This is a genomic window from Thalassospira indica (assembly GCF_003403095.1).
GTDB lineage: Bacteria > Pseudomonadota > Alphaproteobacteria > Rhodospirillales > Thalassospiraceae > Thalassospira > Thalassospira indica.
On record NZ_CP031555.1, the window covers coordinates 1852027 to 1877583 of the forward strand.

27 protein-coding genes are annotated in these 25557 nt (G+C 54.4%); 17 read left to right on the forward strand and 10 right to left on the reverse strand.

Translation table 11 applies throughout. The features are described 5' to 3' along the window. Positions 1–4: 4 nt before the first annotated feature. From edd to DY252_RS08655, 3 genes are read left to right on the forward strand one after another with little or no spacing between them, the layout of a single operon-like run. On the forward strand, positions 5–1837 hold the full coding sequence (edd, locus tag DY252_RS08645; protein ID WP_064790527.1) for a phosphogluconate dehydratase: 1833 nt from the start codon (positions 5–7) through the stop codon (positions 1835–1837). Beyond that, entirely contained in the window at positions 1837–2775 is a 939-nt protein-coding gene (gene glk, locus DY252_RS08650) for a glucokinase (protein ID WP_064790528.1), read from the forward strand. Before edd ends, glk begins: the two co-directional genes overlap by 1 nt. 23 nt (positions 2776–2798) lie before the next feature. Further along, positions 2799–3440, forward strand: a complete 642-nt coding sequence (locus tag DY252_RS08655; protein WP_064790529.1) for a bifunctional 4-hydroxy-2-oxoglutarate aldolase/2-dehydro-3-deoxy-phosphogluconate aldolase — start codon at positions 2799–2801, stop codon at positions 3438–3440. Between the two features lie 111 nt (positions 3441–3551). Here the strand turns inward: DY252_RS08655 and DY252_RS08660 are convergent, their stop codons facing one another. Further along, positions 3552–3785 (reverse strand): hypothetical protein, encoded by a 234-nt coding sequence (locus DY252_RS08660; RefSeq protein WP_064790530.1) that lies wholly within the window; start codon positions 3783–3785, stop codon positions 3552–3554. Positions 3786–3934: 149 nt separating this feature from the next. Here DY252_RS08660 and DY252_RS08665 point away from each other — a divergent pair, with 149 nt between their 5' ends. From DY252_RS08665 to DY252_RS08680, 4 genes are all read left to right on the forward strand, one after another. Continuing rightward, positions 3935–4804: a LysR family transcriptional regulator gene (locus DY252_RS08665; protein ID WP_008892128.1), complete on the forward strand. Its 870-nt coding sequence runs from the start codon at positions 3935–3937 to the stop codon at positions 4802–4804. Positions 4805–4979: 175 nt separating this feature from the next. Further along, positions 4980–5522: a sigma-70 family RNA polymerase sigma factor gene (locus tag DY252_RS08670; RefSeq protein ID WP_064790553.1), complete on the forward strand. Its 543-nt coding sequence runs from the start codon at positions 4980–4982 to the stop codon at positions 5520–5522. Continuing rightward, the gene (locus DY252_RS08675) at positions 5519–6259 is read left to right on the forward strand and encodes an anti-sigma factor (RefSeq protein WP_064790531.1); all 741 of its coding nucleotides are present in this window, start codon (positions 5519–5521) and stop codon (positions 6257–6259) included. Before DY252_RS08670 ends, DY252_RS08675 begins: the two co-directional genes overlap by 4 nt. Positions 6260–6384: 125 nt before the next feature. Further along, positions 6385–6831, forward strand: coding sequence for a DUF7282 domain-containing protein (locus DY252_RS08680; RefSeq protein WP_129542699.1), 447 nt, complete (start codon positions 6385–6387; stop codon positions 6829–6831). A gap of 79 nt (positions 6832–6910) precedes the next feature. On the opposite strand, the gene DY252_RS08685 is transcribed toward DY252_RS08680, so the two are convergent. Genes DY252_RS08685 through DY252_RS08695 form a run of 3 tightly spaced genes read right to left on the reverse strand, consistent with a single transcriptional unit; the run spans position 6911 to position 9669 of the window. After that, positions 6911–7939, reverse strand: a complete 1029-nt coding sequence (locus tag DY252_RS08685; protein ID WP_231959819.1) for a nickel/cobalt transporter — start codon at positions 7937–7939, stop codon at positions 6911–6913. Then, positions 7887–8582, reverse strand: coding sequence for a DUF1007 family protein (locus tag DY252_RS08690; protein ID WP_064790533.1), 696 nt, complete (start codon positions 8580–8582; stop codon positions 7887–7889). Before DY252_RS08690 ends, DY252_RS08685 begins: the two co-directional genes overlap by 53 nt. Further along, positions 8542–9669, reverse strand: coding sequence for a zinc ABC transporter substrate-binding protein (locus DY252_RS08695; protein ID WP_082923615.1), 1128 nt, complete (start codon positions 9667–9669; stop codon positions 8542–8544). Before DY252_RS08695 ends, DY252_RS08690 begins: the two co-directional genes overlap by 41 nt. Before the next feature lie 290 nt (positions 9670–9959). Between DY252_RS08695 and DY252_RS08700 the strand changes: the two genes are divergently transcribed. Beyond that, positions 9960–10775, forward strand: coding sequence for a type 2 periplasmic-binding domain-containing protein (locus DY252_RS08700; RefSeq protein WP_064790534.1), 816 nt, complete (start codon positions 9960–9962; stop codon positions 10773–10775). Positions 10776–10877: 102 nt separating this feature from the next. Here DY252_RS08700 and DY252_RS08705 read toward each other — a convergent pair whose 3' ends face one another. From DY252_RS08705 to DY252_RS08720, 4 genes are all read right to left on the reverse strand, one after another. Beyond that, positions 10878–11753 (reverse strand): hypothetical protein, encoded by an 876-nt coding sequence (locus DY252_RS08705; RefSeq protein WP_231959820.1) that lies wholly within the window; start codon positions 11751–11753, stop codon positions 10878–10880. 170 nt (positions 11754–11923) lie between these two features. Continuing rightward, on the reverse strand, positions 11924–13492 hold the full coding sequence (locus tag DY252_RS08710; protein ID WP_064790536.1) for a SpoVR family protein: 1569 nt from the start codon (positions 13490–13492) through the stop codon (positions 11924–11926). Continuing rightward, positions 13489–14826 (reverse strand): YeaH/YhbH family protein, encoded by a 1338-nt coding sequence (locus DY252_RS08715; protein WP_064790537.1) that lies wholly within the window; start codon positions 14824–14826, stop codon positions 13489–13491. The genes DY252_RS08710 and DY252_RS08715 overlap by 4 nt, the downstream gene beginning before the upstream one ends. 97 nt (positions 14827–14923) lie before the next feature. Then, a complete protein-coding gene (locus DY252_RS08720) occupies positions 14924–16867 on the reverse strand; it encodes a PrkA family serine protein kinase (protein ID WP_064790538.1) in 1944 nt (647 codons plus the stop codon). A gap of 611 nt (positions 16868–17478) precedes the next feature. On the opposite strand from DY252_RS08720, the gene DY252_RS08725 reads away from it, so the two are divergent. Next, positions 17479–17817: a rhodanese-like domain-containing protein gene (locus tag DY252_RS08725; RefSeq protein ID WP_008892110.1), complete on the forward strand. Its 339-nt coding sequence runs from the start codon at positions 17479–17481 to the stop codon at positions 17815–17817. An 80-nt stretch (positions 17818–17897) separates the two neighbouring features. On the opposite strand, the gene DY252_RS08730 is transcribed toward DY252_RS08725, so the two are convergent. Continuing rightward, positions 17898–18500, reverse strand: coding sequence for a TetR/AcrR family transcriptional regulator (locus tag DY252_RS08730; protein ID WP_064790539.1), 603 nt, complete (start codon positions 18498–18500; stop codon positions 17898–17900). A 143-nt stretch (positions 18501–18643) separates the two neighbouring features. Here DY252_RS08730 and DY252_RS08735 point away from each other — a divergent pair, with 143 nt between their 5' ends. The 8 genes from DY252_RS08735 to DY252_RS08770 all read left to right on the forward strand — a co-directional run bounded on the left by DY252_RS08735 (position 18644) and on the right by DY252_RS08770 (position 24823). Then, on the forward strand, positions 18644–19048 hold the full coding sequence (locus DY252_RS08735; protein ID WP_064790540.1) for a RidA family protein: 405 nt from the start codon (positions 18644–18646) through the stop codon (positions 19046–19048). 124 nt (positions 19049–19172) lie between these two features. Beyond that, positions 19173–19727 carry a helix-turn-helix domain-containing protein gene (locus DY252_RS08740; RefSeq protein ID WP_064790541.1) on the forward strand — a complete coding sequence of 185 codons (555 nt, stop codon included), beginning with the start codon at positions 19173–19175 and terminating at the stop codon, positions 19725–19727. A gap of 14 nt (positions 19728–19741) precedes the next feature. Next, entirely contained in the window at positions 19742–20296 is a 555-nt protein-coding gene (locus tag DY252_RS08745; protein ID WP_064790542.1) for a GNAT family N-acetyltransferase, read from the forward strand. A 301-nt stretch (positions 20297–20597) separates the two neighbouring features. Then, positions 20598–21587: a TRAP transporter substrate-binding protein gene (locus DY252_RS08750; RefSeq protein WP_064790543.1), complete on the forward strand. Its 990-nt coding sequence runs from the start codon at positions 20598–20600 to the stop codon at positions 21585–21587. Positions 21588–21752: 165 nt separating this feature from the next. Further along, the gene (locus tag DY252_RS08755) at positions 21753–22241 is read left to right on the forward strand and encodes a TRAP transporter small permease (RefSeq protein ID WP_064790544.1); all 489 of its coding nucleotides are present in this window, start codon (positions 21753–21755) and stop codon (positions 22239–22241) included. After that, positions 22238–23509: a TRAP transporter large permease gene (locus DY252_RS08760; protein ID WP_008892103.1), complete on the forward strand. Its 1272-nt coding sequence runs from the start codon at positions 22238–22240 to the stop codon at positions 23507–23509. The genes DY252_RS08755 and DY252_RS08760 overlap by 4 nt, the downstream gene beginning before the upstream one ends. Positions 23510–23515: 6 nt before the next feature. After that, positions 23516–24400, forward strand: a complete 885-nt coding sequence (locus DY252_RS08765; protein ID WP_064790545.1) for an isocitrate lyase/PEP mutase family protein — start codon at positions 23516–23518, stop codon at positions 24398–24400. A gap of 15 nt (positions 24401–24415) precedes the next feature. Then, positions 24416–24823 carry a GFA family protein gene (locus tag DY252_RS08770; protein ID WP_064790556.1) on the forward strand — a complete coding sequence of 136 codons (408 nt, stop codon included), beginning with the start codon at positions 24416–24418 and terminating at the stop codon, positions 24821–24823. Between the two features lie 84 nt (positions 24824–24907). On the opposite strand, the gene DY252_RS08775 is transcribed toward DY252_RS08770, so the two are convergent. Continuing rightward, positions 24908–25552 (reverse strand): NrsF family protein, encoded by a 645-nt coding sequence (locus DY252_RS08775; RefSeq protein ID WP_064790546.1) that lies wholly within the window; start codon positions 25550–25552, stop codon positions 24908–24910. Positions 25553–25557 lie beyond the last annotated feature (5 nt).

Below are 25557 nucleotides of genomic sequence, written 5' to 3' on the forward strand. Positions count from 1 at the left end.
CCCCATGAAACGTGAAATAGAACAGATTACCAAACGCATTATCGAGCGTTCCAAACCAACCCGCGAAGCATATCTTGCCAAGATCGAGGCAGCGGCATCTGATCGCCCGCATCGTTCCGCCCTTTCATGTGGCAACCTTGCCCATGCCTCGGCTGGGTGTGGCGCAGCAGAAAAGCAGCGCATCAACGGCGAAGACGGTGCAAACCTTGGCATCGTCACGTCCTATAACGATATGCTGTCGGCCCATCAGCCGTTGGGCGTTTATCCTGACCGCATCAAAAAGGCCGTGTTTGAAGCGGGCGGCACCGCACAGGTTGCTGGTGGTGTTCCGGCGATGTGTGATGGCGTGACGCAAGGCCGTCCGGGTATGGAACTGTCGCTTTTCTCACGCGATGTCATTGCCATGTCGACGGCTGTGTCGCTGTCGCATGATGTGTTTGATGCTGCCCTTTATCTTGGTGTCTGCGATAAAATCGTTCCGGGTCTTGTCATGGGCGCGCTTTCCTATGGCCATATTCCGGCGGTGTTTGTGCCGGCCGGTCCGATGCCATCGGGGCTTCCCAACGATGAAAAGGCCCGTGTGCGTCAGCTTTATGCCCAGGGCAAGGTTGGCCGCAAGGAACTGCTTGAGGCCGAAACCGCGTCCTATCACAGCCCCGGTACCTGCACCTTCTATGGCACTGCAAACTCCAACCAGATGCTGATGGAAGTCATGGGCTTGCATCTGCCGGGGGCGGCCTTCGTTAACCCCAACACCGATCTGCGTGATGCGTTGACCGAAGAAGCCGCACGTCGTGCGCTTGCCATCACCAAGCTTGGCAATGACTATCGCCCGATTGGCAAAATCCTTGATGAAAAGGCATTTGTGAACGGGATTGTCGGGTTGCTCGCCACCGGCGGCTCGACCAACCATACCCTGCATCTTCCGGCCATGGCGCGTGCAGCCGGGATCGAGCTTCGCTGGGATGATTTCGATGAACTTTCGCGCATTGTGCCGTTGCTCTGCCGTGTTTATCCGAACGGGCAGGCCGATGTGAACCACTTCCATGCGGCTGGTGGCATGGGCTTTGTGATTTCCGATCTGCTCAAGAACGGTATTTTGCACCCGGATCTTGAAACGATTCACACCGGTGGCATGGCGGCCTATGGCACCGAGCCGTATCTTGATAATGGCAAGCTTTCCTGGCGTGATGCGCCGGAAATCAGTCAGGACGAAGACATCCTGCGTCCGACCGAAAAGGCATTCAGTGCCGACGGTGGTTTGCGGATGCTTTCGGGCAATCTTGGCCGTTCTGTCATCAAGGTTTCCGCCGTTAAGCCGGAAAACCGTGTGATCGAAGCGCCGGCAGCGGTATTCACATCCCAGGAAGAAATGATGGAGGCCTTCAAGGAAGGTAAACTGCATCGTGACGTCGTCTGTGTTGTCCGCTTCCAGGGCCCCAAAGCCAACGGTATGCCTGAACTGCACAAACTGACCCCGCCGCTGGGTGTGCTGCAAGACCTTGGCTACAAAGTCGCCCTTGTGACCGATGGCCGCATGTCGGGCGCATCGGGCAAGGTTCCGGCCGCCATTCACGTTACCCCAGAAGGCATGATGAACGGCCCGATCGCCAAGGTGAAAGACGGCGATATTATTCGTGTTGACGCCGAAAGCGGCCAGCTGTTGCTGAACGTCACCGACGCAGAACTGGCCAAACGTGATTTCGCGACCTTTGACAATAAGGCCGAACATCAGGATGGCTTTGGCCGCGAGATGTTTGGCGTCTTCCGCGACCATGTTGGTCTGGCCGAACTTGGCGCCTCTGCTGCCTTCCCGGGGGAGGCTGAAGTCGCGTAATGCAGCTGGTTGGTGATATTGGCGGGACCAATGCCCGCTTTGCCTGGCTGGATGCGGCGGGCGATCCCCATACACCCATGACATTGCCGGTGCGTGACTATGCCACCATCGGCGATGCCATGCGGGACTTCATGGCCAAAACCGATTGCACGGATTTGCGTGAATTCGCCGTTGCCGTGGCATGCCCGGCGATGGCTGATACGGTCAAGTTCACCAACAATCCGTGGGTGTTTTCCAAAGACGCCCTTAAGGCCGAGTTCAATCTGGATCGGCTTGTGGTGGTCAATGACTTTACCGGTCTTGCCATGTCGGTGCCTTATCTTGGTGACGAAGATCTGATCACGCTGTTTGATGGTCCGGGGCGTCCGGGGCTGCCATTGGCAGTTGTTGGGGCTGGCACCGGTCTTGGTGTGTCCGGGCTTTTGCCGCATGAAGGCAAATGGCTGCCGATCCAGGGCGAAGGCGGGCATGTGTCACTGCCCGCGATTGATGATCTTGATTACGAGATCGTCAAGTTTCTCGGCCAGGAACTTGATCGCGTATCGGCCGAGCGTGTGTTATCGGGCATGGGGCTTGAAAACCTCTATCGGGCGCTTGCCGCGATTGATGGGATTGATGTCGAACCCAAAACCGCGGCCGAGGTTGTCGATGGTGCGCTTAAAGACGGCGATGCCTTGTGTCTTAAGGTGTTGGATCGGTTTTGCATGTTCCTTGGCGGTGTCGCCGGGGATCTGGTTTTAACCCTCGGGGCCTTTGACGGGGTGTTTATCGGTGGCGGGATTGGTCCGCGCATTACCGATTACATGAAGAAAAGCGCGCTTAAGGACCGCATGATCGCCAAGGGGCGGTTCCGTGATTTGATGAATGATGTGCCGGTACGTCTGATGACGGCGAAATACCCGGCCCTGATCGGTTGCGCCAAGATTTTAACGGCGTAACTGGCAAACAAAAGGAAGATGTTATGAGCCTTTCATCGCGTGAAATTCTGTCCAAGGCGCCGGTTGTTCCGGTTCTGGTGATCGAAGACGCAAATGACGCTGTGCCGCTGGCCAAGGCGCTTGTCGCCGGTGGTCTGCCGGTACTTGAAATCACCCTGCGGAGTGCCGCGGCCGAAGAAAGCATCAAACGCATCATCGCCGAAGTACCTGATGCGATTACCGGTGCGGGTACGGTGATCAATGCCAAACAGATGGAACGCATGGCTGAAATCGGCTGTGCCTTTGCGGTGTCGCCGGGCCATACCGATGGCTTGCTTAAGGCTGCCAAAGATACCGGCTGCCCGTTGCTTCCCGGCGCAGGAACCCCGTCCGAGATCATGAACCTGATTGATCATGGCTATGACACGCTGAAATTCTTCCCGGCGGAACAGCAGGGCGGGGTGTCGATGCTTAAAGCTCTTTCGGGCCCGTTGCCGCAGGTCAGTTTCTGCCCGACTGGTGGTGTGTCGCTTTCCAACCTTGCGGATTATCTGGCCCTGCCAAACATCATCACGGTGGGTGGATCGTGGATCGCGCCCAAGGATGCGGTCAAGGCAGGTGACTGGGGCAAGATCACCAAGCTTGCGCAGGAAGCCACCGACAAGGTCAAGGCGCTGCGCGGCTGAAATTTTTGAGCTCAGTACCCAGAGCCGAAATACGAAAAAGGGACCCGGTTGGGTCCCTTTTTCTATCAGGTTCGTCTATGCGGCGATACCGGTGCCGCGCCCGATCACGCCTTAGCGCGAGATGCGGTCAACATACCAGGTCGAACCGTTGAATTTGCGCTGCAGACCAAGGTCGGCAAGTTCAGCATGGCTCAGTGAATCCCAACCGTAGCTCGCGGCTTTGGGTGCACGTGCCTTACCGATCTTGTTGGCGATCTGGCTCAGAAGCGATCCGAACGGCATGCGTTTCGCGAACGGGTCGGTAGCAGCATTGAATTGCGGTGCAGCGGAAACCGTGTGTGCCATGATGGCCTCCTATGATCTACGGTTGATTTGCGTTTCGATGGGCGGAAAATGTCATATGCGAAATAAAACGGGAACTACTTTGTTTTGCATAGCTACTGTGCAAAAATGCACGACGATTTTGACAGATTCCAAGGGACCAAATAACGCCTATGAATTGGAATGATTTACGCTACTTCCTTGTTCTTGCGGAAGAAAATAGCCTGTCCGGTGCAGCGCGACGTTTGCGTAAAGAACATACCACCGTTGCGAGGCGGATCGAGGCGCTCGAAAGTGATCTTGGTACAAAACTTTTTGACCGATTACCACGTGGCTGGCAGCTGACATCAGCGGGTCGAAACCTTGTTCCTGTGGCCGAACGAGTCGAAGAAGAAGCCCTGACATTCGAGCGACAGGCAAAGGGCGATGAAGCCGCCCACGGGGTTGTGCGCATTTCCGTGCCCCCGGTTGCCGGACGCGTATTGTTCGCACCGCGCCTTGCTCGATTGCTCAAGGCGCATAAGGGACTCGAATTCGAAATCATTGGCGCGGCCAATATCGTAAATCTGGCGCGACGCGAAGCCGATGTCGCGGTACGCATGATCACGCCGCGCGAACCGGGCCTGATTACCCGCAAACTGGTTGAGCTGGGTGTGGGGCTGTATGGCGGGGTTGGCTATAAGGACCGCGTGCCGGAAATGGATTGGGAATTCTGCGGTTATGAGGACACCACATATGGCGCATCCAAACGGGAATGGGTGCGCACGGTCCTTGACCGCGAATTGCCCTGTCGGTTCCGTGCTGATGATACCGAAACCGTCCGTCAGTTCATTGCCGCCGGCCATGGCGTTGGCGTTTTGCCGCGCTATTTTGGTGATCGCGATGATGAACTTGAATTGATCCACGCAGACGTCGAAGGCCGCAGCCGTGAAAGTGTGTGGATGGTGGTGCACCCGGATATGCGCCGTTCGCCCGGCGTGCGTCTTGTGATGGATGCCCTGATCAAGGCGGCCAACAATATCGCCGAGGAATATCAGGTCTGAGCGGCAAACCAGTCATGCATGCAGGCAACCCTACGCATTGTTTTCTTTGAAATAAAATTGATCAGGTTGCTATCTGGCGGCGTAAAGAGTTTTGGCTCGGGATCATGCGCGGTCCCGTATTTGTTTCTTTCATACAGCCGCACTTCTGGCGGGCTGTATGCATGTGGCGGTGGGTATGACATCGACCCGGGATTTGGAAAACCTGCTGAGGCAGTCGATCGAAGGCAATACGGATGCCTTCGAACAGCTTTATAATGCAACATCAGCGAAACTTTTCGGTATCGTCCTGCGTATCTTGAGAAATCGCGCCGAGAGCGAGGACGCCCTTCAGGACATCTATGTGCGTATCTGGCAAAAGGCAGGGGATTTCGAACCCGGTCGTGCCTCTATCATCACATGGATGGCAACCATTGCCCGCAACCGGGCGATTGATATCGTCCGGCGGCAACGCCCGGAAGCCGATATCGAGGATGCAGATATTGAAACGCTGATATCGCCGGGCTCTGCATTTGACCAGATGGCGGTTGCAGACGAGATGCGTCAGCTTGACCATTGCCTGAACGATCTCGAAGACGACCGCCAGCAGATTGTAAAGCTGGCCTACATTGAAGGCTGGTCACGTGCCGAACTGGCAGAACGCTTTGCCCAACCGGTCGGAACGATCAAGACATGGCTGCATCGCAGCCTGAGACAATTAAAGGAATGCCTGGGAACATGACGGACCGGGATGATATTGACATGTTGGCGGCGGAATATGTGTTGGGGACTCTTGAGCCCGCGCAACGCCAATCCGTTGAGACACGTCGCAGCCATGAACCCGAACTTGATCGCGCGATTTCTGACTGGGAAGCGCGCCTGTCGCCGTTAAATACCCATTATGATGCGGTTGCCCCGTCGCGCGATCTGTTTGCCGGTATTCGTGCCCGGATCGAAGGTGCCGCACAGGCCACGCGCCAAGCCGCCAGCCAACACGTGCCGGGTGTGGTGGAATTCGCCAAACTCAAACGTCGGCTGGCTGTTTGGCGCGCTGGTGCGCTGGGGGCTGCGGCGATTGCGGCCAGTCTGATTGTGGTTGTGCTTTCAGGTGATCTGAATTCCCCGGTCCAGAACGGGCAGTTTGTTGCCGTCTTCCACCGGGATGACACCCAACCGGCCTTTGTCATGAGTGTTGATCTTGAAACCCGCGAAGTTACCATTCGCCCGGTCGAGGCGACCGTACCCGAAGGCAAGACCTATCAGCTTTGGATTGTGACCGAGGAAACCGGGCCAAAACCGAAATCGCTTGGCCTGCTTGAAAACATCGCCAATCCGACAACCAAACAGCTTGGCGGATTTGATCCCGCCATGTTGCGCAATGCGACGTTTGGCATCAGTCTGGAGCCCGAAGGCGGCTCTCCGACCGGTCAGCCGACCGGTCCTGCGATCCATGGGCGTCTGATTTCCGTCGCTCAGTGAAAAAAATCACCTTTGCTGAAACCCGATTGATTTGGCTGCGTAGCTTCTGTGTGTGCGATGAAACGCATGACATGAGCGAGCGCAGAAAACAGCGCGTTCCAGATCAAAAGCAAAGGAGACTTCACATGACCTTCAAAGCCAAAGCAACTGCAAAAGCAACCGGCGTGATCACGGCAATGATGCTGAGTGCCGGTTTTGTATTCGGCGGTGCCGGTGGGGCAAACGCAATGGGTCCGATGGTCGAAGCCATGGATCAGGATGTTTCGGGTGGCGTGGTGACCGCATCGAAAATCATGGCTGGTGAAAATGGCTGGCTGGTTGTCCATCGCACCAACAGCGATATGAAGCCGGGACCGGTCGTTGGCTATGCACCGCTTAAAAAGGGTGAAAACATGGACGTAACAGCCATCCTGCAGGAACCGGTCAAGTCCGGCGAAATGTTGATGCTGATGGTGCATTCCGAAGCCGGTGGCATGAAAACGGGCGTATTCGAATACACCTTGGGCGCCAAGGAAGACGGCCCGATCAAGCCGGACGGGAAACTGGTGATGAAAGTTGTCTCTGCCCAGTAAGGCAGAGGCCGTTTTGCCCAAATAGACGCGATCGTTTGCAGCCCGCAAGTGCCCCTTGCGGGCTGTTTTTATGTCCGGGTCAAAGCCAGCCAAGCTGTCTTGCCGATGCCAGCAACAGCATCACACCAAACAGGGTAATGATTGCAGCCCCGGTAAAGCCGACCGTACGGCGAATGATGCCGGAAGACGTTTCCGAAACGCTGAACAGATGCTGTGTGCCGGTGCGAATGCCGATGGCTGCCAGTCCGATCAGGCTGATGGTGATCGCAACCCCAAGCGCCATGGCAAAGGCAGCGCCAATCCCGATCAGAAACATGCCATTGGCCAAGGTAAACAGCAGCACAAGGATCGACCCGGTACAGGGGCGCAAACCTGCGACAACACCGGTTGAGATCATCTGCCAGTTGGATTGAGTTGCCGGGGCATCGTGATGGGTGTGATGGTGGCTGTGGTCATGGTCGTGACTATGATCATGTGCATGATGATGCTCGCCCGGTCCGTGGTGATCACAACAATCATCACGGCCTTGCAGGATGCGAAGCGCCATCACTGCGCCCAACGTGGCAATCAGGGCGTATGAAACCGCCTCCATGATCAGGCCGTTCTTAGTGACCGCTGCCGGACCCAGATTAAGGATCAGGGTCAGTCCACCGACCATGACGATGGCCGAAACGGCCTGAACGGTGGCAATCAGGCTGCCCATTGCTACACCCTGTTTCCATCCGGCATCGCGCGACAGGAAATAGGTGGTGGTGATCATCTTGCCATGTCCGGGCCCCGCCGCGTGAAAAACGCCATAGCCAAAGGACAGGGCAATAATGACAAGGCCTGGCCAGAAGCTTTCACCGTCCTTGGCTTCGCGGAGCGTGGCGGTGATTTCACGATTGAGTTTGGTCTGAATAATCACCGTTTGACCAATAAGGTCTGAAAGCCAGTCGGGCAGGGCAATCAGGCTGTCTTCGGCGTTGTCGGCATCCGGATTGGGCGCAGGACTGTTTTGGGGGGTATCAGTTGCCCCGCGACCCAGAAGGTTTGATGATTGTGCGGCTGCCGGATTATTCGACGAGAACGAAATCGCCAGGAGCAAGGCCGTTAGAACTGCTGCCATCCGCCACCTTGGCCGCGCAAACAACATCGGCACGGACCGGAGCGACAAGGTCAAAATAGATGCGGTTCTTTTCATCTTCGCTCATCTCGAAATGGCAGGACAGGTTTTTGGCCCCCGCAAACAGGACGGGATCGATCTGTGTGTAGGCGACATCGATATAGTATTCGGCATCATAGACCGACAGGCTGATGGCATCCTTGATCGGATCGAGTGGTGTTTCGAGCATCAGCTTGAAGTCATAGCTTACCCGGCGGTCATCGGTGATATCGGCAACAAAATCAGTCGCACTGGCAAAGGATACCAGTTCTTCGTTCTTGCGCAGATGTGTCAGCCAGGAAAACTCGGAAAGGGCTGCAAAGGCATTGTCGTGTGCGGCGGTGTTTTCTTCGTCAAAGAACCGGGTGTCGTGGTTTTTGTCGAACTCGTCGATCATGGTCATGCTAAACAGATCGTCAAACAGCCAGCGCACGCGAATGGCAGTAATCTTGTCGTTCTCAAAAACGAATTCGGCATTCGCGTCGATCCAGACATGTGGATGCGCAAATGCCGAAGGGGCGGTTGCCAGCATCGTCATGCAGGCAACCAAAAGCATTGCGGTGCGCTTACGAAGCGTCGCCAAGGCAATCGACAAGTGCGTCGACATTTTGTGCGAGAATTTCCTGATAGGCATCGGGGCCGGCAGCAATGTCAGAACCCAGCGGGTCAAGCGTGCCAGTCCGGATGCCAGTGTCAGACACGACGGCCTGAACGATTGCCGGGCGGAATTGCGGTTCGGCAAATATGCAGACAGCGCCAGTATCGTGGATTTTGTCTTCGATTTCATGAAGGCGTTTGGCTCCGGGCTTTTGATCTGGCGAAACGGTAATCGATCCGACCGCATTCAGGCCAAAGCCTGCTTCGAGATACTGGTAGGCATCGTGGAAGACCACATAGGGCTTGTCCTGAACCGGTGCAACTTTTTCCCGAAGATCATTACCAAGGTTGGTCAGGCTTGCAAGTAACGTCTCAAGATTTGCGCGATAGTCCTCGGCATGCTCCGGATCTATCTCGGCCAGTTCATCGGCGATGGCAATCGCGATGGTCGCGCCATTGGCCGGATCCATCCAGATATGCGTGTCGATACCCTCATGTTCGTGGTGTTCAGCGACGTCATGGTGGGCGTCATCATCGTCATGTTTTTCATGTTCGTCCACATGGTCGTGACCATGATCATCATGTGCCGCCGGATCGTATTCGGCTTCGTGGTCATGATCATGGTCACCATCGTGGGCATGGTCGTCGTGATCCTCATGCTCCTCATGATCATCATGCGCGTCGCCCTCATGCGCGTGCATGTGACCTTCCCACGTGCCGCCTTCGCGCATGTTGCGCAATGACAGTTGCGGCAGGGAAACCAGTTCAAGCTGATGGCTATGGCCAGAAAGGCTTTCAAGCGGCTTTTCAAGGAAGCCTTCGAGTGCATGCGAAACATAGATCACCAGATCGGCATCGTTTAGCGCACGCGCCTCGCTTGGACGCAAAGAATAGGTATGCGGCGAAGACGCGCCATCAATCAGCAAAACCGGCTCCCCGATATCTTTCATGATCGCGCTTGTGATGCCGTGGACCGGCTTGATCGAGGTCACGACTTTCGGGGCATCCTCGCCATGGGCAACCGCGGTCAGCGGGGCGGCAACAAGGATCGGGGCGGTAAAAAGAATGTGACGGAGGGCTCGGCGCAAGGAAGGCATATGGTTGATCCGGTTTGCAATGGGTGTGTTACTTGGTATGTGTTGTTATGATATAACATAACAAATCGTCAAGAAGAAACGACTGCGACTGGCAAAATGACCGCTGCTGATCAGCGGTTTCTATGAAACTCAATTCTGATTCAGGTGTTTTCATACCAGAAGGGGTGTTTCCAGACGCAACAATCCCCACCTGAAACAACAAAGATAAGCTTCTGATACTTCGGGGAATAGTGGCAGGCGGAATGGTTTCATTTTTCAGATGTTTGTGCGGGTTGGTTGTCCTTCCCCTGATGCTGGTTCGGCCCGTTGCTGCCGAAACACTTACACTGCCCTTGCCGGCTGGTCGCGAAACGCATTTTGCCTTTGAGACCGGTTTGCTTGAACTGGCACTGCAATACGCGCCCGGTGATCACAGCCTTGAAATTATTTCCCTGGAAGGTTTGTCGCAAAAGCGGATGTTCAACATGCTTGATGAAGGTCAGGTCAATGTTCTCCTTGCCGGGTATAGTCGCGAAGCTGAGGCTGATTTGCTGCAAATCGATTATCCTCTGACCAAGGGGTTGCAGGGATATCGGCTATTCATCACCCGTGAGGACACATTTGAAGCACTCGATGATGTGGCAAGTCAGGATGATTTGAAAAGTGTCTGCATCGGGTCCGGGAATTCCTGGGTTGATACCCTCATTCTCGAACATGCTGGTCTGTGTGTGGTTGGTGGGCCGGGGCACAATCTTTATACCATGCTTGAAAACGGGCGGTTCGATGTCATGCACCTGGCACTTAATGAGCTCAGAACAAAGAGCGTCATGAACCTGCTCAGTCAGCATGGCCTGATGGTCTATCAGAACCTGTTGGTGCGCTATCCGTATGATTTCTATTTTTATGTTCGCCGCGACAGCAAGCCCCTTCATGACCTGATCGAACAAGGGTTTCAGGCGGCGACAGAAAACGGCGCGATCGACAGGTATTTTCAGGCACATCCCGGAATTGCCTATGCAACCCGGTTCCTGCAGGACCATCCAGATTTGCGGATAATTGATCTTGGTAACCCGGAAATGACAGAGCATAACAGCGCCGACATTCACCGATACTGGCTGGAAAATTAAACCGATTAAGGATCATTGCCTGATCCAAATAAGATTATTCCGTTTTGAGAACGAAAAATCTGCATATGCAGTAAATCAGATATCTGTTGATAAATATCGGATTTACATCTGATCCCGGGGTTCATAGCCAAAGTCATCATCATATTTGCGGCGCACGATATTTTCCCAAAGTGCGGGGTCAATGTCGCGCGACTTTTGGCTCATATCCGGATTTTCAATCTGGATAATATGGGTGTCAGGATCCTTCAGTGTTTCGAGCGCCTGACGAATATGCGGGTTCGACAAGAAGTGTCGCATGAAGTCGCCAGTGCTATAGGCCCGCGAAAGTCCCTGCGTCAAAATCGCATGCAGTCGTTCATTATTGCGGTTCACGTAAATGAACAGATCAAACGGATACGCCAGAACCGGTGACGGGCTGAGAACGACGTTGGGATATTCCCGGCTGATAACATCAATTTCGCGATAGCCCTCGTGCACCGCACGGCTGAGAAGATCAAATCTTTTATTGGCGACCATCGGCCAAAGCTGATCACGCGGTGCGCGATCAACGCAAAACCCGCTTTTCTCCATGATGCTGGCATCCGGCCAATCTGACCCGGTGCCAATGCAGAATTTTTTCAATTCTTCCAGAGAAGCTGCCTGACTAAGAGCCGGGATGTTTTCCTTATGCGTGATGAAAGCACGATATCCCAGCAAGCCTCGTGTCATCGGAACGTCAACTTGCAAAAACATTGCTTCTCGCTCGAGGCTGTAACCGGTGAACATGACATCCACCGTTTCCTCTTGCATCATTGAGCTGATGCGCGCCTGCGTCATGCCCTCGAATTCTTCGATCACAAGCCGAAAGTCGCCGTCGGCATGGTCAAGGGCAAGCTCGATAACACCGAACTCGTATTTGAAAAACTCAACCGCAACGGTCGGGAAGGCCATGCGCACGATTTCTTCGCCCCGTGCGGGTGGGGCGGTAAATGAAAACATGACGGCAGATATCAGCAATACCCAAAAGCGGTTTTGCAATCTGTTGCTCCTGGCGATCCGAAAACAAAACACAGCAGCTGATAGCTGATATTGTGCTTCACTGACCACTTTGTAAGAGGCCCTTTGCAGCAACCCCTTGATGGCAATCGACACAACCCGACGTCAGGAGATCAATTTGCCAGGTCTTCGGGCGTATAATTCACCTCATGCAGGATTTCGCCGCTTTCATAATCAACGGCCTGCAAGGTAACGCCATAGCCCCACAACTGCCCTATATAGCCCAGTGTCATTTCTGCTTCGGTCTTTTCAAGACGGATGCCTTCGTGTTCGGTATGCTGGATGTAAAGTTGGCGGTTGCCGCGAATATCGACATCAACCACCTGCATGTCAGGTTCGCGCACGGATATGTCATGCATGCGGGCCAAGGACCGGCGCACCTTGCGATAGCCATTATCATCATGGATGGCGGCAACTTCGAGATGCGGTGATGAATTAATATCATCGATCATGAACATTCGCATGTCGCGCATCAGTTTGGGCGACAGGAATTGCAGGATAAAGCTTTCATCGCGGTAATGCGCCCACGCTTCTTTCAGTGTTTCGACTGGCGCGTTGTTGCCGGCAATATCGGGGAACCATTGATGGTCTTCCTCTGTCGGATCAACACAGATGCGGTGGATGTCCTGCATCATGGCAAAGCCAAGGGCATAGGGATTGAATCCCGAATAACGCTGGTCGTCATATTCTGCCTGAAACACCACACGCGAATGGTAATCAATGAACTCCATCATCGCGCCCTCGGAAATCAGGCCCTTGTCATACAGGCTGTTCATGATGGCGTAATGCACATAGCACGCGCAGCCTTCATTCATCATCTTGGTCTGTTTCTGCGGATAGAAATACTGTCCTATATTACGCACGATGCGGAGAATCTCTCGCTCCCACGCCTGAAGCGATGGCGCATTCTTTTCGAGGAAATAAAGCAGGTTTTCTTCGGGCAAACCAAACTGCGCGCGGCGTTCCTCAACCCGCATCTTGCGTTTGAGTTCATCCATGTCCTGATCGCCTTGATCAGTTTGGGGCAGGGTGCGCCATAGATCGTTATAGGTTTCGTCTTCATATTTCGCGCGTTCGCGTTCGCGCTGAAGTTCGGCTGCGAGGTTCGGTTTTTCCGGCCGGGAATAGCGATTGACGCCCTGATCCATCAGGGCGTGGGCGGCATCCAGGATACGCTCAACCGCGTCAAAGCCGTATCGGTCCTCGCACTTGGCGATATAGCTTTTGGCAAATTGCAGGTAATCAAGGATGCCGTCGGCATCGGTCCATTGTTTGAACAGATAGTTGTTCTTGAAAAAATGGTTATGGCCGAAGGCTGCGTGTGCCATCACCAGGGCCTGCATGACGATGGTGTTTTCCTCCATCACATAGGAAATGCAGGGGTTGGAATTGATCACGATCTCGTACGCCAACCCCTGATACCCTTTGCGATACATGACATCATCACGCACGAAACGTTTGCCAAACGACCAGTGATGATACATTAGCGGCATACCAATCGACGAATAGGCATCGAGCATCTGCTCGGACGTGATCACCTCGACCTGGTTGGGATAGACATCAAGCTTAAGCTCATTAAGCGCGATATCCTCAATGGCGTCATAGGTGACCTTTAGCGTATCGAAATCCCAGTCGGCACTGGTGAAAAGTAGTTTGTCAGCGGATTTGGTCTTGCTGGTCATCGGCCTGCCTCCGCACGGTTTTTGGCAAACAGTTCCCGGAAGACCGGGAAGATATCGGCGGCCTTCGTCACCCGTTTCAGGGCAAAGCGCGGATTGACCTTGGCAATCGGGGCATAAGCCTTCCAAAGGGCGGTTTCACCTTCGGCGGCGGCGAAAATCTCGGCCTCGCGCTCATCGGTGATTTCGATATAGGCGTAATATTGGCATTTGGGCAAAAGGTCCTCGGCCAGAAGGGTGGTGCATTTTGCCCCGTCATTGGAATAGTTATCGCCGTCGGATGCCTGGGCGGCATAGATGTTCCACTGATCGGTGGGGTAGCGATCCAACAGCACCTTTTTCATTTCTTCCAGTGCGGAGGAAACAATCGTGCCGCCGGTTTCACGCGAATAGAAAAAGGTTTCCTCGTCAACTTCGGCTGCGCGGGATGTATGGCGGATAAACACGACCTCGACATGCTCGTATTTTCGATGCAGGAAAAGATGCAGCAACATGAAGAACCGTTTGGCCAGTTCTTTCATCTGTTCGGACATTGAGCCCGAAACATCCATCAGACAGAACATCACTGCCTGTGTATTGGGATCGGGGAATTTTTGAAACTGGTTATAGCGGGTATCAATCGGATCAATGAACGCAATTGCCTTCATGCGCCGTTTGGCTTCTTCCAGATCCGCCAGCAGGGTATGAAGTGTATCCTCGTCCGTTTTGGTCAATTTGCCATTCGGGCGTTGTTCCGCCTTGGCCTGAAGGGCGGATATCTTTTCTTCAAGTTCGCGCACTTCGGCTGTTTTGGGGCGACGCAGTCCGATGCGCCGTGCCAGTGAATTGCGCATGGTCCGCACAAGGCTAAGGTTTGATGGTGTGCCCTCAACCGAAAAGCCCGCGCGTGCGGTGCGAAATGCAGTGGTCTGCTTTAAGCTCTTTTTCAAAAGGTCAGGCAGTTCCAGATCTTCAAAGAAGATATCAAGGAACTCGTCACGGGTCAGCGTGAACTGGAATTCATCCTCACCTTCGCCATCCGGACTGGCTTGTGAGCCGCCAGCACCACTATCGCCGCCTTGCGGGCGGGCGATGCGATCCCCCTGGACAAACTTCTTGTTGCCGGGCAGGACATAATTGCGGTTACCACCACGGCCCTGGTGATGGAAACCCGGTTCCTTTAACGTCTTGCCGGGAATGGTGATCTGATCGCCACTGGTGATATCCGTAATGCCGCGCGACCGGATGGTACTTTCAACCGCCTTTTTGATCTGGGCTTTTGCACGGCGCATGAAACGTTGCCGGTTGCCAAGGCTTTTTCCGGTCGGGTTCTTGCGACGATCCACAATATAAAGCATGGGCACTCACATCCTTTGGCAGGCCATCCTGCCGGGAAAGAGAGCCGGGCGGACAAGGGGTAACCGCCCGGCGAGGGCCGGTAAGACAGGGGGGAACTTATCCGGCCTTGTTCACACGCATATACCATTCGACCAGACGGCGGGTCTGACGTTCGGTATATTTGCGATCAATCATGCGTTTGACGAACTCGTTGTGTTTCTTCTCAGTCTCACTGTCTTTCTTCGAGCCGAACGAAATCACCGGCAGCAGGTCCTCGACCTGGCTGAACATGCGTTTCTCAATCACATCGCGCAGTTTCTCATAGGACGTCCATGCCGGGTTCTTGCCTTTGTTATTGGCACGTGCGCGCAGGGCGAACTTGACGACCTCGTTGCGGAAATCCTTGGGATTGGCGATACCCGCCGGTTTTTCGATTTTCGACAGTTCCTGATCAATGATCTTGCGATCCAAAAGCTGACCGGTATCAGGATCCTTGAAGTCCTGATCCTCGATCCAGGCATCGGCATAGGCGACATAACGATCAAACAGGTTCTGACCGTAATCGGAATAGCTTTCCAGATACGCTTTCTGGATTTCTGCCCCGATAAACTCGGCATAGCGCGGGGCCAGTTCGGACTTGATGAAGTCCATATAGGCCTTTTCGCGTTCTTCCGGGTACTGTTCGCGCCGGATCGCCTGTTCAAGGACATACATCAGATGCACCGGATCCGCCGCAACCTCGTGCGTGTCGTGGTTAAACGTCTCTGAAAGCACCTTGAAGGCAAAGCGGGTTGAAATCCCGTCCATGCCTTCGTCAACACCGGCAGTATCGCGGTATTCCTGCATGGATTTCGCCTTGGGATCGACATCCTTCAATGTTTCGCCGTCATAGACCCGCATCTTGGAATAGAGGTTGGAGTTTTCATGTTCCTGCAGCCGCGAAAGGACAGAAAACTGTGCCAGCATTTTAAGGGTGCCCGGCGCGCAGGATCCGTGTTCAAGCTCTGATCCTTGCAACAGCTTGTCGTAAATCATCGTTTCTTCGGTGACGCGCAGGCAATAGGGGACCTTGATCACGGAAATACGGTCAATGAAGGCCTCGTTGTTTTTGTTGGCCTTGAATGTCTGCCACTCTGCCTCGTTCGAGTGGGCAAGGATCAACCCCTGGAATGGGATGGCGCCAAGGTTTTCCGTGCCGATATAGTTGCTTTCCTGTGTGGCGGTCAGCAACGGGTGCAGCATCTTGATCGGCGCCTTGAACATCTCGACAAATTCAAGAATGCCCTGGTTGGCGCGGTTCAAACCACCGGAATAGCTATAGGCATCCGGGTCATTCTGGCTGAAATATTCAAGCTTGCGGATATCGACCTTACCAACAAGCGATGAGATATCCTGGTTGTTCTCATCACCCGGTTCGGTCTTGGCAATCGCAATTTGGCGCAGGCGTGACGGGATCAGTTTAACGACCGAGAATTTGGTCAGGTCCCCGCCAAACTCATCAAGGCGCTTGACTGCCCATGGCGACATAAGTCCCGTGAGGCGACGTTTGGGAATGCCGTACTTGTCTTCAATCGCATCGCCCATCTTGGCCGGGTTAAACAAGCCAAGCGGGCTTTCAAACACCGGGCTGATTTCATCGCCGGCCTTCAGAACGTAAATCGGTTCACGTTCCATCAGCTCTTTCAGCCGTTCGGCAAGGGAACTTTTACCCCCGCCAACCGGGCCGAGAAGATAAAGAACCTGTTTTCGTTCTTCCAAACCCTGGGCGGCATATTTGAAGAAACCGACAATGCGCTCGATGGTTTCTTCCATGCCAAAGAAATCTTCAAAGGCGGGATAACGTTTGATGGTTCGGTTCAGGAAAATGCGGCCAAGTCGGGAATCTGTCGAGGTATCGATCAGTTCCGGCTCACCAATCGCTTTGATCATGCGTTCAGCGGCAGAGGCATAGGCACTTGGGTCTTCGCGACACAAATTAAGATAATCGCGGATGGTCAGTTCAGTTTCCTGCTTTCCGTCATAGCCTTCCGCATACAGCTCGAAGATATCCTTCTCAGCCATGGCGCGGTCTCCTTTCAAACGTTATCGCACTGTCAAACTTACGTTTCCTGTCTCAATCCTGTTTTTGCGCAATTTTTGCGTTTTGCTTTTGCACGGGACGAACCCGATCCTGATCTGGTGGCGTCGGCAGGTCTCCTGTGAAGGGACTCCGCCAGACGGTCATGAATTAACAAATGGCGTTCGCGGTTAATCTCTGGCGGATCATGCCAAACGTGTGAAAATTCGATTGTGCAGTTGCGGCGTCAGCGCCGTAGTGCAGTCTTGATCAGACTCTTTTTGGGTCCCGTTGCGGCGACCAACAAACCGACCATCAATGTGTCGGGGCAGGCTTCTGTCGAATGAATTTCAAAGTGACCTTTGAGCCTGCCGAGGCAATTTGCCCTGTTATTCAGACGTGGGAATAACGAACTGATTTCGCAAGACGATACTTCTGTCGAACATCGTAAAATCGTGTGTTCATGTTCACATGTAAGTGACCGCTCGTCCAGCTTTGATGCCGCTTTCATTCCCACAGCCTTGCACAAAAATATTTTGCATTTGCAAAATCCGCAAGCCGACAGCTATCACAGGTGGGCAGGATCGGGCCGCAAAAGCCACCAAAGGACTTCATAATGAGCGACGAAACCGTACAGTTTATCGAACCACACGAACTTGATCGACTGATCGGCGAAGAAGCCGTCACCATTATTGATGTCCGCGAGGCCGAAGAATTTGCAACCGGCCATATTGAAACCGCGATCAATATCCCGACCTCAAACTTCGATATCCCGGCCCTGGTCGATCTGACCGATGAAAGCGATACGGATCTGGTTTTTGTCTGTGCCGTCGGTCAGCGTTCCTTTGGGGCAGCCAATGCTGTTCTGCCCCATGTCGATTGCTCCGTCAGTAACCTTAAAGGCGGCATTCAAAGCTGGACCCGTGCGGGCTTTGACCTTGAAAATGGCAAATAATCCCGACCTTCTTTGACGGGGCAGGGGCCGGAATGTGATCGCGTACTCGACTGCGCGCGGTGGTCGACTTCACGCCACCATCAGTTGGCATTGGGCGTTACCAATACGCCAGCCGCAAGGCATTCAAAGGCGGCAATTGCCTTGCCAAGGGTATCTTTCGGATCATCGCTGGCCGCGACCCAAAGGGCGGCATTCAACGCGACCCCGTTTAGCAACCTTGCCAAGGCTTCAATATCGACCGGTTTGATCGCACCCTGATCGGCCAGTTCCGTCAGGGTTGCGATTGTCGCCTGCAAGCAGCGGTTTTGGCTGGGCCACTGTGATGGATCGCCCAGAAAGGCCGGACCATCGCGCAAAACGATCCGCTGTATTTCGGGATCAAGGGCCAGTTCGATATATGTCCTGCCCTCGGCCATCAAACCGTTCCAGCCTCCGCCTGCGGCATCCCCCGCATCCTTGGCCTGTTGTGCCATGGCGGAGTCTATTTCATCGACCACAGCGGCCAGCAGCCCGCGCTTGTCCCCAAAATTGTGATACAGCGCCCCGCGCGTAAGTCCCGCACTTGCGGTGAGCTCGTCCATTGAGGCTTCCGCATATCCCTTTTCGGCAAAGGCCTTGCGTCCCGCTTTGATCAATTTGATACGGGTTTCTTCCATTTTTTCAGCGCGCGTTTTGGCAGTCATCGGGCACTCCAATTTAACATACGTGACGTATGCGAATTGACATACGCTGCGTATGTGAATATATCTGCTTCACATACGCAGCGTATCTGAACTGAATTCGAAATACCACAGATACCGAATTTTACTCGAACAAGGAGGTCTTCATGGCCCTCTCAAACCAAGCCGTCTTTCCGCCAAACCGCCATGCGCTTTATGACGCGCATGGCTATTCCCCGGCCATCAAGTCCGGCGATCTGTTATTTGTGTCTGGCCAGGTCGGCAGTCGCGAAGACGGATCCCCGGAACCTGAATTCAAACAGCAGGTCGAACGCGCATTCGATAACCTCAAGGCGATCCTTGCGGCCGCTGGATGCAGCTTTGATGACATCATTGACGTGACGACCTTTCACACCGATCCGGAAAACCAGTTTGAAGACATCATGGAAGTGAAGGGCGCGATCTTTGATCAGGCGCCTTACCCGAACTGGACGGCCGTCGGGGTTAACTGGCTTGCCGGTTTTGATTTCGAGATCAAGGTGATTGCGCGCATCCCGACAGGCATTGCCTGATCCGTTGTAATGCTTCGAACTCATGACGAACCGGCCCTGCAAAGAAAGCGGGGTCGGTTTTTTCATCTTGACGATTTCTCATAAATGGAAAAATATCCCAAATAAGAGATTAAAGGACGTTGCCATGGATGAGATTGAAACAAGACTGGCCCAACGGTTGGCCGCCTTGCGCGCCGAACGGGGCTGGTCGCTTGATGAACTTGCGCAAAAAAGTGCGGTCAGTCGCGCTAGCTTGTCGCGGATCGAAAAGGGCGAGGTCAGCCCGACCGCCAATGTGCTGGGAAAGCTGTGCGTTGCTTTTGGCGTCACCCTGTCGCGCCTGATGCAGATGGTCGAAGACGATTTTGTTCCACTGGTCGTCCGTGCCGATCAGGAAGTCTGGACCGATCCCGATACTGGCTATCAAAGACGGCTGGTTTCCCCGACATCCAAACAGTTATCGGGCGAGGTGATCGAAGTCGAAATCGGCCCCAGCCAGCGCATTGAATATGACGGCTCCCCGCGTGACGGGCTTGAACATCATCTGGTGATGCTGTCTGGCGCGCTTTCGATGGAAGTCGATGGCCAAACCCATCATCTGATGGCGGGCGATTGCCTGCGCTATCAATTGCGCGGTGGCAATGTGTTTCAAACGTCTCGCGATCAGGGTGCGAAATATCACCTGTTTATCATCGACTAAGCGAAAGAACCGTTATGCCATCGACGACGCGCACCACCCCCGATCTCGACATCGTCACTCTTGATGCTGATGGCGTCACAGCGCGCCTTGATCAGTTCGCCGACATGCTGCACGCCTGCGTCCATGATGGGGCCAGCATCGGCTTTATCGAACCCTTCCCGATGCACGAGGCCGAAGCCTTCTGGCGCGATAAAACCATCCCGGCACTTAAGAGCGGAAAACGGGTCCTGTTTGCCGCCCTTGATCAGGATCGCGTGGTTGGCACGGTCCAGCTTGATTATGACACCATGCCCAATCAGGCCCATCGCGGCGATATCAGCAAACTGATGGTGCGCCCAGACTGTCGTCGGCGTGGCATTGCCCGGCTGTTGATGCAGGCGGCCGAAAACCGCGCACGTGAACTTGGGCGAACCTTGCTGACCCTTGATACCCGAACTGGCGATAGCGCCGAGATCCTCTATACCTCACTCGGGTTCGAGACCACCGGCGTCATCCCGGACTTTGCCCGCGATCCAGACTCCGAAAAGCTCAGCGGCACCACTGTGATGTATAAGCGCATTAACAGATAGTGTTCTGAAACGGCTTGCGATTCCCGGTTTTGTATTCAGAACGATCATTCTGGCATGCCAGGCCGGGAACATAGACATTTCCATCGCAAATTATTTCAATACCGCAGTGCCGTTATCAAAGCTGTGCTTCTCGTCTGTATGTCTTCATCTTGCTGAGTTCCGGTCTTATGTGCGCTGCACTAGTGATAGCCCGGTCAGGGTTTCGCCGTAGTCAAAACATGTTGAATACCGCCGAAAAATGGGCGCATCCTTGCCGTCCTGAATAAAGAAACAGAATAAAAGTTCTCGGAGGACGTCCATCATGAAAAAATTTGCCCTTGCTGCCGCACTGATGGCAGCCGTCGGATTTTCCGGCACGGTTCAGGCCGCAGACCTGACACTGCGTATATCCCTGCAATTGCCGATGAAAAGCCACCTCGGTCAGAACCTTCTGATGTTCAAGAACGAGGTCGAGGAAGAATCAAACGGCGATATCGAAGTTCAGATCTACGATTCCGCTCAGCTTTACAAGGACAAGGAAGTTCCTGCGGCGGTGGGATCTGGCGCGATTGAAATGGGTGTCGCGTCATTGACCCGTTACGTCGGTGATGTCCCGGCGGTTGATATCTTCTATCAGCCGTTCCTGCTCGATACCGAAGAAAAGGTCCGTAAGGCCGTTTCGCCGGATTCCCCGGTACGTGCGCCGCTGGATAAAGCCATTGCTGAAACCGGTTCGACGGTTCTGTGGTGGCAGGCTTACGGCGGGTCGATCATGCTGTCGAACGGTGGCCCGATCAAAGGCCCGGACGGTCTGAAAGGCCAGAAAGTCCGCGTGTTCTCGAAAACCCAGGGTGATTTCATCTCCGCTGCTGGTGGGGCACCGACCCTGATTTCAGGCTCCGAGCAGTATATCGCCTATCAGCGTGGCACGGTTGATGTCGGCATGACCGGCATGTCGGGTGTGAAATCCCGTCAACTTTGGGAAGTCATGGACACCGTCACCACCACCAACGATGCCGATATCGAATTCATCGTCGTTGTGAATACCGACTTCTGGAACGGTTTGACCGATGCGCAGCGTGACATCATTTCAACCGCGGCCATCAATGCCGAGAACGATGTGCGTGATCGCATGTCGACGATCGAGGCAGAGGCCTTTGCCGAAGCCAAAGCCAACGGCATGACCATTTACACCCCGACGGCCGACGAAATGGCTGCATGGCGCGAAGCTGCCAAACCGGTTTACGAGGCATTCCTTGCCAATACCGGTGATCTTGGCAAACAGGTCTTCGAGGCCGCCCAGAAGTTCTAAGGATTTAACGTCACCGGTCGGGTGCCATGTGCCATGCGCTGCATGATTGTGCTTGGACGCCGACCGGGGCGTATTTTGATTTGTTGTCATCACCGCGCATATTCGGGCCAATGCCCATAATGTGTGGTGATGACGCCCCGTTTTCCAACATGCACTGTTTAAATCATGTTTGATCGATTGACGCTTATTATTGCGTGGGTCGCGGCCATCCTGTTTGTGCTTGCCGGCTGCATGCTGACCTACGAAGTGCTGGCACGGTATTTCTTCGTGCACCCGACCATCTGGGCGGCCGAGCTTTCCCAACTGTGTCTGATCTGGGGATCGCTTTTGGGGATGCCCTGGGCACTGGCCGCACGCCGCCATATTTCGGTGGATGCCATCACCCGTCTTCTCGCGCCCAAGGTCCACCGCCTTGTCGAAATTATCGCCATGGCCTGCATTCTGGCCTTTTCGGTGATGGTGACGATCAAGGGCTGGGAAATCTTTTATGAAAGCTTTGAGCGCGGCCGCACCAGCGGCACGATGCTTGATCTTCCGGCATGGGTTGCCGAACTGCCGGTCGCCATCGGCTTTGCGCTGCTTGCCATTCAGGCGGTGATCGAGATTATCGGGCTTGCACGCGGCAAGGATATTCCGAAAGGGGCGCACGAATGACCATCGTCCTGACCCTTGCTGCGATGTTCGCATTGCTTTTGATGCGTGTCCCGGTTGCCTTCGCACTCGGCGGGCTTGGCCTTGCCATGCTGATCCTTGGCGGCTTTTCGCCCTTGATGGCACCACAGGCGGTTCTGTCTACGCTTGATGGCTTTATCCTGCTGGCCGTGCCGCTGTTCCTTTTGATGTCAAACATCCTGCTGCGTGCCGGTGTCGGCAATGACCTGTTTGCCGCTGTCAGTGCCTGGGTCGGCCATTGGCCGGGCGGTCTTGCGGTGGCGACCATTCTGTCTTGTGGCGTGTTTGCCGCGATTTCCGGGTCCTCGGTTGCGACGGCGGCGACCATCGGCACGGTTGCCATCCCGGAAATGATCAATCGTGGCTACAACAAGCGGTTTGTTTATGGATTGCTGGCCGCGGGCGGTACCCTTGGCATTCTGATCCCGCCATCGATCCCGATGATCATTTATGGATTTGTTACCGAAGAATCGGTGATCTCGCTGTTTTTGGCCGGGATCGGACCGGGCATAGCGCTTCTGGTGTTCTTTATCATATTTTCGATGATTTATGCCCGTATGGGCGGGCAGGAACTTGAACCGAAAAAAGACTGGGCCGAACGCAAACGCGCTACCATCCGCGCACTGCCATCGGTTGTTCTGGCCGTGCTGATCATATCGGGCATTTATTCAGGGGCCTTCACCCCGACCGAGGCTGCGGCCATCGGCTTTGCCGCCGCCCTGATCATCACCGGCCCGATCATGCGGGTTTTGACCTGGGATGCGCTGAAAAAGGCGGTGTTTGATTCCATGGCAACCACGGTTGCGATCATTCTGATCATTGCCGGGGCCAAGGTCTTTGGCAAGGCGATCACGCTCTATCGCATCCCGCAGGACATCTCGGTAATGATCACCCAAGGGGTTGATACCGAACTTGGCTTCATCCTGATTGTCACAGCGGTTCTGCTGGTGATGGGCTTGGTGTTTGAAGCGCTTTCGATGGTGCTGATCATGACACCAGTGCTGTTGCCAGCCGCCCTTGCCCTTGGATTCGATCCGATCTGGTTTGGTGTTTACATGGTGATCATGGTCGAATGCGCCCTGATTACACCACCCGTCGGGCTTAACCTTTATGTGATCCAGTCGGTGGCAAAGGCCAGACTGGGCGAGGTTGCCCGGGGTGTTGCACCGTTCCTGCTGCTGATGTTTGCTTGTGCCGCCCTTTTGTATGTGTGGCACGATCTCGCCCTTTATATTCCCTTCAAGCTGTAAAGACCGATGACCAAAGTAAAATCACCTGCCGATACCCTACGCGCACTGCTTGCCACCGGTGATCTGATCACGATGCCCTGCTGCTTTGATGCACTTTCCGCCAAACTGATCGAACAGGAAGGATTTGGTCTGACCTTTATGTCGGGCTTTGCGACCTCTGCCGCACGGATTGGCGAACCTGATCTCGGCCTGATGTCCTATGGCGAGGTCCTTGATCAGGCCCGCAACATCACCGATGCAGTATCGATCCCCGTGATCGGCGATGGCGATACCGGCTATGGCAATGCGATGAATGTCAGGCGAACCGTCACAGGCTTTGCCAAGGCGGGCTGTGCGGCGGTCATGATCGAAGATCAACTGGCGCCCAAACGTTGCGGTCATACCAAGGGCAAGGAAGTCGTTGGCCGGGATGAGGCGTTTGACCGCATCAAGGCCGCCGTCGATGCCCGCGAAGCCGGGGCAGATATCCTGATCCTGGCCCGCACCGATGCACGTCATCAGCATGGCCTGACCGAGGCGATTGACCGTGCCGCGAAGTTCAAGGAACTCGGTGCCGACATCCTGTTTGTCGAGGCCCCGAAATCGGTCGATGAAATGCGCACCCTTTGTGCCGAACTTCCCGGTCCCAAGATGGCCAATATCGTGGAAGGCGGCGAAACCCCGGATCTGTCGCCCGAAGAACTCAAACAGATCGGCTATCAGATCGCAGCCTATCCGCTATCGCTGATGGCAGCCGCCATGAAGGCGATGGTCGAATGCCTGCAAACCATGAAGGTCGGCCAGCCGCGGGATGACAAACTGATGAGCTGGGCGGACCTGCGCCAACGCATCGGCTTTGATGACTATTACGACGTTTCGGAACGCTATGCGTCGTCCAGACGCGACGGCTAGGGCAGGGGAATGGTCATGGCTGATAAACATCACGGCGGTTGTCTGTGCGGGGCTGTGCGCTACGAAATCACGGGTGACTTTGATGCGTTCTTCCTGTGCCACTGCAAATATTGCCAAAAGGACACCGGCTCGGCCCATGCGGCCAATCTGTTTTCAGGCAAGTCAACGCTTAGCTGGCTTGCCGGACAGGAGCAGATAAAGTCCTTTACCGTTCCCGGTACGCGTCATGAAAAGGCATTCTGCCAAACATGCGGCTCAGCGCTTCCCTATACGCAGATGGCAGGAAAGCTCGTGGTTGTGCCTGCTGGCAGTCTCGACAGCCCGGTATCAATACGCCCAAACGCCCATATCATGCTGGGCAGCAAGGCAGCGTGGGATGACGGGCTTGATGAAATCGCAAAGCTTGATGGTCTTCCCGAATAACCATCCGAGCTGACACCAAAAGAAAACCCCGCAGCTATTCCTCTGTTGGAGGTGTAAATAAAGCGATTGTCGGTTTTACATTTTTTACCACGCGAGGAAGCGTCGGCCGACGGCAGCGCCGAATGCCGCCACGATGGCGACAGCAAAAGGATACCAAATCAGCAAAAAGAGGCCTGAGTCGTTTCGACAAGTAATCGTATAAGCCGTAGCTGCAAGAGCGCCCGCCAGCATGCCGACAATTGCTCCCACGCGCGTCGGAGCAACCGGGGCCCCAAGCCGCAGCAAACCGAAAATAATCAAAAGCGGTAGAAGTGAAGCGATGATGATGGTCAGCACACAGGATATGACAGCATATTCAGAAGCTCCCAACCACGATGCATTGGATTGATCTGTTGCGGCCCATAGAAGAATGATCGCTAGAGTGGGGGAAAATAGTATCCTTGATGCATTTTGGCGATCAGGTGAAATTGCGCGATACGTCATGTAAAGAGTTACGACAGCTAAGCTGAGCATGGCTGCAAGCTTGAAATATGTGGCTGGTTCGTGAAGTGCGGTGGTTAAATCGTTTCGCGCACCGAGCAGTAACAGGATTGCGGTAAAAAGAATTCCTACACTCATAACCGAACCAAGCACGAGCAAAAGTCCAAGCCGACTGGGCGAGAGATGAGCCGACTGACCTGCCTGTTTCGCAAGGGAGTTAATCAGCAAATCTGTTTTAGCCGTTTTCATGAAGT